Source organism: Klebsiella sp. HMSC25G12 (assembly GCF_001807705.1).
Taxonomy (GTDB): domain Bacteria; phylum Pseudomonadota; class Gammaproteobacteria; order Enterobacterales; family Enterobacteriaceae; genus Klebsiella; species Klebsiella variicola.
Genome location: NZ_KV789904.1, coordinates 220,798 through 228,159, shown reverse-complemented (window position 1 = coordinate 228,159; position 7,362 = coordinate 220,798). Strand labels below are relative to the sequence as shown.

The window sequence follows — 7,362 nt, the reverse complement described above, 5'->3', positions numbered from 1 at the left end:
AGAAATGACCTGCTTATTCGCACCTTCCTTAGCTTACGGCGGTGGTAATCTGTTGGGGAGTGGCGCGCTGGCGATAAGCGGCGCCTGGCTGCTCTATTTTTATACGACTTTTTGCGGCCTGACGCTGATCGAGGCCTCATTTATCTTCTCCGTCGCCAGCATCATCGATGCTATCAGCAACCCGCTGATGGGCTATCTCACCGATAACTTTGGCAAAACGCGCTTAGGCAAGCGCTTTGGCCGCCGGCGTTTCTTCCTGCTGATCGGCATCCCCTTGATGATGTTCTACCCGCTGCTGTGGGTGGAAGGCCTGAGTTTCTGGTACTACCTCTGCACCTATGTGGTGTTTGAGATCATCTACACCTCTATCATGGTGCCTTATGAAACGCTGGCGACAGAGATGACCGATGATTTCTCGCTGCGCTCAAAACTGACCGGCTATAAAGCCATTTTCGGCAAGCTAGCCAACTTCCTTGCGGCGTTTATTCCCGGACAGTTCATTCTGCTGTATGGCAAAGATTCTGCCACCCCTTTCTTCCTCACCGGTCTGACCTACGGCGTTATCCTCATCGTCGCGATTTCCTGCCTGTGGCTGTGCAGCTGGGAACGAAAGCGCGAGGAAGAAATAGAAACCAGCGCCAGGAAAGGGCTGCTGAGCACCCTGCTGTCGCTGGCAAAAGACATGCGTTCCACCTTTTATCTGCGCGTATTCCGCAAACATCTTGGTATGTACCTGTGCGGGTTTGGCGCTGAATGGCTGTTTGCCTCCATCTTTACCTATTTCGTGATATTCGTTCTTCAGCACGACCCGGCGATGGTCGCCGGACTGAATAGCCTGAACTCGATTCTGCAGCTGATCTCTACGGCGCTGTTTATCGGCCTGTGCGTGAAAAAGGGCTTCAGTAAACCCTATATTCTGGCGCTGGGGATCGTGATTTTCGCGGTCCTGCTGTATACCTCGCTGTGGTTCTTCCATCTGCCGTCAGGCCTGGCGACGGTGCTGATGTTCGGCATTACCGTGCTGTTCGGCCTGGGTACCGGCGGGGTTTACTACATTCCCTGGACCGTTTACACCTTCCTGGCCGATGTCGATGAGATCTACACCGGACGCCGTCGGGAAGGGATCTATGCCGGCGCCATGACCTTCTCAGGGAAAATTCTGCGCTCAATTGTGGTGTTCTCGATGGGGGCGATCCTGAGCTTCTACGGTTTCCAGTCAAAAGCGCACAGCCAACCGGAAAGCGCGGTGACCGCTATCGCGGTGGTATTCTGCGTCGGGGTGATCGCGTTAGCGTTGGCCGCCATCGTCTTCAGCAAGCAGATGAAGCTGGATCGTAAAGCTCATCTGGTGGTGCTGCAGGAAGTCGCGCGGATCAAAGCGGGCGGAAAAATCAGCGATATCGCGCCGGATGTACGAGTTATCGTGGAGGATCTGGTCGGTCATCGCTACGAAGAGTGTTGGGGCAACAGCAAGTTGTTCAAAGATGCTGCCCCTGCGCCTGCGCAGACCGTCGTTTCCCATTAAAGAAGAAGGCCCCGCCGGTAAACGGCGAGGCCTGTTATTAATGCGTCTCTTCCTGCGGGGTAAACTTCAGCTCAATCAATGCGATCGCTTTTTGCACCGCGCGAAGGGTCACCGGATCGGCAGAGGCCGGATGGCTGGCGAAGTCGATAGCTTTCAACTGAGTAGTCATTTTTTCACGCACTTCCACGGGCGCAATGACGTCAATGACATCGAGGATCTGTTTGATAACCAGCTGGCAAGCAACCACATCGGAAACCAGCTCATCGTGTTCGGTAAGATGTTGAGACATTAATTACTCCTTTTTTCAGGAGCGTAATAGTACCCTAAATTTTCACAGATAAAAAAACCTGCCGTCGCAGGTTTTTTTATCTACCCTACTGGCTGGCGGAACTTCTCCTGCCGCTTTGCTCAGGCTCACATTCTTGATGGCAGTGACAACATGAATACCGCGATCTCTTCCAGAGACGAACGTGCTTTTTCAGCGCCTGCGCTGCTGGTGGCCGGTGCTTTTTTTATGGAGTTTCTCGACGGGACGGTGATCGCCACCGCGCTGCCCGATATGGCGAAAGATTTTGGCGTCACCGCGGTCGAGCTGAATATCGGCATCAGCGCCTATCTGATCACCCTAGCGGTACTGATCCCGGCCAGCGGTTGGATCGCCGATCGCTTCGGCGCCCGCGCTATTTTTACCCTCGCCCTGGCGATCTTTACCCTTGCCTCGGTCTTCTGCGGCCTCTCCACCGAGGTGCATACTTTTGTCGCCATGCGTATCCTGCAGGGGATCGGAGGCGCGCTGATGGTCCCTGTCGGTCGCCTGGCGGTACTGCGAACCACGCCGAAACACCTGCTGATCAAAGCCATCGCTACCCTCACCTGGCCGGCGCTGGTGGCCCCCATTATCGGCCCGCCTTTGGGCGGCTTTATCACCCGCTACGCCAGCTGGCACTGGATCTTCTTTATCAATGTCCCGCTGGGCCTCGCAGCCATCATCCTTGCGCTGCGCATTATCCCTGATATTCGCGAAACGGAACGGCGCTCCTTCGATCTCACCGGCTTTATCACCACCGCAGTCGCGATGGTCAGTCTGGTCACCGCGATGGAACGGCTCGGCGATCGCCAGCCGCAGATCTGGCCGACGCTGGCTCTCGCCGTGCTTGGCTTCGGCTGTCTGACATATGCTATACGCCACTTCCGCCGGGCGACGGCGCCCATGGTTCGTCTCGACGCCCTGCAGGTGCCAACGTTCCGGGTGACGATGTATGGCGGCTCGCTGTTCCGCTCCTCCATCAGCGCGGTCCCCTTTCTGCTGCCGCTGCTGTTTCAGGTAGGGTTCGGCATGGATCCCTTCCACTCCGGCCTGCTGGTGCTGGCGGTGTTTGTCGGCAATTTGACCATCAAACCCGCCACCACGCCGCTGATCCGCTGGCTGGGCTTTCGCCGACTGCTGTTGATCAACGGTGCACTGAACGTCTGTTCACTGCTGGCCTGTGCGCTGCTCACGCCGCAGACGCCGGTCTGGGCCATCATGTTAATCCTTTATCTCGGCGGGGTATTTCGCTCGATCCAGTTTACGGGCGTAAGCACGCTGGCCTTTGCCGATGTCCCCGCCGCGCAGATGAGTGATGCCAATACGCTGTTCAGTACCGCGTCGCAGCTGGCGGTGGGGCTGGGGATCACGCTCGGGGCGATTGGCATTCGCCTGGGCGAGCAGGTCGGCGACTGGCTGCACCTTTCCACGCTACCGGGGATCAGCTTTCGTCTGTCGTTTGTCTTTATCGCGGTGATCTGTCTGGTAGGGATGATCGACAGCCTGCATCTGGCCAAAACGGCCGGCAGCAGCGTGTCGGAGAAGAAGAAATAATGATGGAAGGGCCAGCGGCGCTGGCCCTGATGACGGTTAACCGACGATCTGGCGAACGAAGGCTTCGATGGCTTTATCCTGACAGTTTTCGAAGAAGCACTGCTGGAAGCGTGGGCCGGATACCGCGGTTTTCACCAGCTCCGGATCGATGGCGCGCAGGGTGTCGAGATAGTTTTCTTTTACCACTGCCGCTTTAACCTGGTTGAGGATCCCGGCATTTCGTACCTGCGGCTCTTTGCGCTCCGGCGGATAGCCTTCGCCGTTGCGGCCGGTAAACGCTTTTTCAAAGATAAAGCGTACATTCAGCTCCGCGCCCCAGCCGAAACCTTTGGCAAACGGCAGCGACAGCGCATTACCATTGTTGATCTGAGCAAACAGGAACGCGTCCGCCGGATCGATACAGTAGCCGCAGACCACGCCCGGGTGAATATTCAGCGACATCAGCGCCCCCTGACCGGTACCGCAGCCGGTGACCACGAAGTCGACCGCTTTCGAATTCAGCAGGATGCTGGCCATGATCCCGAGGTGAATGTAGGTCAGATGATGATCGTGCTCATCGCTCATGCCGACGTTGAACACCGGGAATCCTTTTTCGTCAGCAACGGCGCTAAGCTCCTTAAGGATGATGGCGTTTTTGTTCGCCTGGCTGTTCTCCATCATCAGTGCAATCTTCATGGTTTACTCTCCTGAATGCTGTGCGGGCCTGCCCGCAGAATGTCATTGGCGTTGACTGCACTCTACTACCTGGAAAACAAACTTTCAAATTTTATGAAAAGTTGTTTTAAAAATTACGCAGCGCTTCACACTTTCACCCTCTCCGCCAGTCCAGTCGCCAGGTCCCCGCCCCCAGGCATGCCCCCCCTCACCTCGCGCGCTCTACCTCGCAGCCCGTTGGCCGGTCATACCATTTTCCACCACAATTAATAATAAATTAAAACCATTCTCATTTATTATTAAATTGCCAATGCGTGTTATTCCCATTAGCATTTTAAATAAAACATTTTTAAATTTACTTTTTGCAAATAATTAAATAACAAATTATAGTGGCAGCCGATAACATCTATTTTTTAATTCCAGGAGCGCGACAATGCTGAAAACGGAAATGATCGACAAACTGAATGAACAGATGAATCTTGAACTTTATTCTTCTCTTCTTTATCAGCAGATGAGCGCCTGGTGCAGTTACCACAGTTTTGAAGGGGCTGCAGCCTTCCTGCGTCGCCATGCCCAGGAAGAGATGACCCATATGCAGCGCCTGTTCGACTACCTGACCGACACCGGCAGCCTGCCACGCATCAACGCGATCGCCTCCCCGTTTGCCGAATATGCCTCACTGGACGAGCTGTTCCGCCAGACCTATGAGCACGAGCAGCTGATCACGCAAAAAATTAATGAACTGGCGCACGCCGCCATGACCAGTCAGGATTACCCGACCTTTAATTTCCTGCAGTGGTATGTCGCTGAACAGCACGAAGAAGAGAAATTATTTAAATCGGTGATTGATAAGCTGACCCTCGTTGGAAAAAGTGGCGAAGGCCTGTACTTTATCGATAAAGAACTGGCGACCCTCGACACACAGAATTAATCTTCCGCGCCGCGACACCCCCGTGTCGCGGCCATTTTAATGCCGGCAAATCTTATTTTCTGCGGTAGTAAAACCTTCCTCTCTGGCAATAAATTTGCCTTTTTTCTCTAAAAACGCCACCAGCTCTGCGGCGCTTAGATTCTCTGCTGAACAGGTGTGAAACCGCGCCTCTTCGCCAAAGCGGCGGCGAATGGCGGCCTCCAGCGAGGCGACCGTCCAGGACTCACCCGAGGCGAGCATCATCTGTAAAACTTCATGACCATGAATAGAAGACATAACCCCTCCTGAAAACCACCAGCTTAGGCCAGCCATGCCATCGGCGCCTTGCGCCAGCGCAGGCTTTCGCCCCCTTAAATTCGTAAAGATAAAGTTACAGAACTTGTAACCCTCATTTGACGAACGCTGTAATATCCCCTACTCTGCGCGGCATAATTTATTGTTATTAGCTGTAGGGATAGCGAAAAGCGTGAAAAACCGCACTCTGGGCAGTATTTTAATCGTAGCTGGCACCACTATCGGTGCAGGAATGTTGGCGATGCCCTTGGCCGCCGCCGGCGTCGGGTTTGCCGTCACGCTGGGTTTACTTTTCACCTTGTGGGCGTTGATGTGCTATACCGCCCTGTTGCTGCTGGAAGTCTACCAGCACGTGCCTGCCGACATGGGGCTCGGTTCCCTGGCCGCACGCTATCTGGGCCGTTACGGGCAGTGGGTTACCGGGTTCTGCATGCTGTTTCTGCTGTATGCCCTCACGGCGGCCTATATCAGTGGCGCCGGTGAATTGCTCGCCTCCAGCCTCAACCAGTGGCTGGACTGGCAGCTGCCGCCGGCGGCCGGCGTACTGTTATTTACGGCGCTGGGCGGGGCGGTGGTGTGCATCGGTACCTCGCTGGTCGACTTATTCAATCGCTTCCTGTTCAGCGCCAAAATCATCTTTCTGGTGATTATGCTGGCGCTACTGATGCCGCATATTCATCAGGTCAATCTGTTGACGCTGCCGGTTGAGCAAGGCCTGGCCCTGTCCGCCATTCCGGTGATCTTTACCTCCTTTGGTTTTCACGGCAGTGTGCCGAGCATCGTCAGCTATCTTGGCGGCGATATCCGTAAACTGCGCCGGGTATTTATTATCGGCAGCTTTATTCCGCTGGTGGCTTATATTTTCTGGCAGCTGGCGACGCTGGGGAGTATCAACCCTCCCGCTTTTACCGCTCTGCTGGCCAAAAACGCCGGTCTTAATGGCCTGCTGGAGGCGATCCGCGAAGTGGTGGCGTCGCCGCACGTGGAGCTGGCCGTACACCTGTTTGCCGACCTCGCGCTGGCGACCTCATTCCTCGGCGTCTCGCTCGGCTTGTTTGATTACCTGGCCGATGTGTTTCAACGCAAAAACAGCGTCAGCGGACGTCTGCAGAGCGGCGCGATCACCTTCCTGCCGCCGGTGGCGTTCGCCCTGTTCTATCCCCGCGGTTTTGTTATGGCCCTGGGCTACGCCGGGGTGGCACTCGCCGTGCTGGCCCTGATGTTGCCTGCCCTGCTGGCAATGAAGAGCCGCCGACAACATCCGCAGGCTGCCTGGCGGGTGGTCGGCGGCGCGCCGGCGCTGTGGCTGGTTCTGCTGTGCGGGATCGGTATTGTGGCGATTCAGTTCAGTATCGTCGCCGGACTGCTGCCTGCGGTGGGATAAAAAAAGGGGCCGGCTGGCCCCCTGGTTTTATTTTGCTAAGCAGCACTGCTTATACTTTTTTCCGCTCCCGCACGGGCAGGGATCGTTGCGTCCGACCTTCGCCTCATTTCTGACCGGCTGCGGAACCACCACCGGCAGGGGATTCGCCATCCAGTACTGGTAAAGCGCCAGCGCCGCCGGCGTGATACGCTCGATGCTGTCAATAAACTCATCCGCCGTCAGATTATCCAGCGCGGTAAACTGCGCTTCGCTGCCGTGGAGCGCGATAGCGTCCAGCGCCGGCTTAAGTTCAGCGGGCAGCGTCGACCAGTCGCTCAGCGCTACGCCGCGCAGGTAGCCAAAGCACCACTCTTCGACGATCGTCAGCTCCTGACCTTCCGCTTCGCGGGTGCCAAACAGCGGTTCGAACTGATCGGGATAGGACTCCAGGCGTTCAGCGATGTCGCTCATATGCTGCAGCGTCAGATCGACAAAGCGATCGCGCTCGCGGTCGTTGGCCCAGCGCGGCACATTATCCGCCCCGCCCCAGATCGCCACCAGCCACTGGGCTGGTTCGATATCGGTCGGCGCAGAGAGGATAGCCGTCAGCAGGCCATCCAGTTCAGACACATCCAGAATAGCGCCTTCGGTGGCGTATTTCGCCAGCGTCTCGTCCAGCCATTCCAGTTCGTTTTCGTTTAAAGGTCCGGTATTCATTCACAGGCTCGCATGGT

8 protein-coding genes and 1 pseudogene are annotated in these 7,362 nt (G+C 56.0%); 5 read left to right on the top strand and 4 right to left on the bottom strand.

The window, feature by feature from the left end:
- The first annotated feature begins 4 nt into the window (after nucleotides 1-4).
- On the top strand, nucleotides 5-1,525 hold the full coding sequence (locus tag HMPREF3096_RS18350; protein WP_070544541.1) for an MFS transporter: 1,521 nt from the start codon (nucleotides 5-7) through the stop codon (nucleotides 1,523-1,525).
- A gap of 37 nt (nucleotides 1,526-1,562) precedes the next feature.
- Here the strand turns inward: HMPREF3096_RS18350 and HMPREF3096_RS18345 are convergent, their stop codons facing one another.
- Nucleotides 1,563-1,814: a DUF2766 family protein gene (locus tag HMPREF3096_RS18345; protein ID WP_002911524.1), complete on the bottom strand. Its 252-nt coding sequence runs from the start codon at nucleotides 1,812-1,814 to the stop codon at nucleotides 1,563-1,565.
- A gap of 150 nt (nucleotides 1,815-1,964) precedes the next feature.
- On the opposite strand from HMPREF3096_RS18345, the gene HMPREF3096_RS18340 reads away from it, so the two are divergent.
- Nucleotides 1,965-3,386, top strand: coding sequence for an MFS transporter (locus tag HMPREF3096_RS18340; RefSeq protein ID WP_012541236.1), 1,422 nt, complete (start codon nucleotides 1,965-1,967; stop codon nucleotides 3,384-3,386).
- Between the two features lie 36 nt (nucleotides 3,387-3,422).
- Here HMPREF3096_RS18340 and HMPREF3096_RS18335 read toward each other — a convergent pair whose 3' ends face one another.
- Nucleotides 3,423-4,061: an RpiB/LacA/LacB family sugar-phosphate isomerase gene (locus tag HMPREF3096_RS18335; protein WP_012967669.1), complete on the bottom strand. Its 639-nt coding sequence runs from the start codon at nucleotides 4,059-4,061 to the stop codon at nucleotides 3,423-3,425.
- Between the two features lie 244 nt (nucleotides 4,062-4,305).
- Here HMPREF3096_RS18335 and HMPREF3096_RS31510 point away from each other — a divergent pair.
- A pseudogene (locus HMPREF3096_RS31510) lies at nucleotides 4,306-4,416 on the top strand (hypothetical protein); the annotation flags it as partial.
- A 57-nt stretch (nucleotides 4,417-4,473) separates the two neighbouring features.
- Entirely contained in the window at nucleotides 4,474-4,971 is a 498-nt protein-coding gene (ftnA, locus tag HMPREF3096_RS18330) for a non-heme ferritin (RefSeq protein ID WP_008804225.1), read from the top strand.
- Between the two features lie 36 nt (nucleotides 4,972-5,007).
- On the opposite strand, the gene HMPREF3096_RS18325 is transcribed toward ftnA, so the two are convergent.
- Complete coding sequence (locus tag HMPREF3096_RS18325; protein WP_004200338.1) at nucleotides 5,008-5,247, bottom strand: YecH family metal-binding protein; 240 nt, start codon at nucleotides 5,245-5,247, stop codon at nucleotides 5,008-5,010.
- A gap of 190 nt (nucleotides 5,248-5,437) precedes the next feature.
- Between HMPREF3096_RS18325 and tyrP the strand changes: the two genes are divergently transcribed.
- Complete coding sequence (tyrP, locus tag HMPREF3096_RS18320) at nucleotides 5,438-6,649, top strand: tyrosine transporter TyrP (protein ID WP_012541234.1); 1,212 nt, start codon at nucleotides 5,438-5,440, stop codon at nucleotides 6,647-6,649.
- Between the two features lie 27 nt (nucleotides 6,650-6,676).
- Here tyrP and HMPREF3096_RS18315 read toward each other — a convergent pair whose 3' ends face one another.
- Nucleotides 6,677-7,345, bottom strand: a complete 669-nt coding sequence (locus tag HMPREF3096_RS18315; RefSeq protein ID WP_008804222.1) for a YecA/YgfB family protein — start codon at nucleotides 7,343-7,345, stop codon at nucleotides 6,677-6,679.
- Nucleotides 7,346-7,362 lie beyond the last annotated feature (17 nt).

What these genes read in the sequence shown, in the direction of transcription:
- ftnA (WP_008804225.1), top strand. Translation starts at nt 4,474, where the DNA reads ATGCTGAAAACGGAAATGATCGACAAACTGAATGAACAGATGAATCTT.
- HMPREF3096_RS18340 (WP_012541236.1), top strand. Translation starts at nt 1,965, where the DNA reads ATGAATACCGCGATCTCTTCCAGAGACGAACGTGCTTTTTCAGCGCCT.
- HMPREF3096_RS18345 (WP_002911524.1), bottom strand. Translation starts at nt 1,814, where the DNA reads ATGTCTCAACATCTTACCGAACACGATGAGCTGGTTTCCGATGTGGTT.
- HMPREF3096_RS18350 (WP_070544541.1), top strand. Translation starts at nt 5, where the DNA reads ATGACCTGCTTATTCGCACCTTCCTTAGCTTACGGCGGTGGTAATCTG.
- HMPREF3096_RS18325 (WP_004200338.1), bottom strand. Translation starts at nt 5,247, where the DNA reads ATGTCTTCTATTCATGGTCATGAAGTTTTACAGATGATGCTCGCCTCG.
- HMPREF3096_RS18315 (WP_008804222.1), bottom strand. Translation starts at nt 7,345, where the DNA reads ATGAATACCGGACCTTTAAACGAAAACGAACTGGAATGGCTGGACGAG.
- HMPREF3096_RS18335 (WP_012967669.1), bottom strand. Translation starts at nt 4,061, where the DNA reads ATGAAGATTGCACTGATGATGGAGAACAGCCAGGCGAACAAAAACGCC.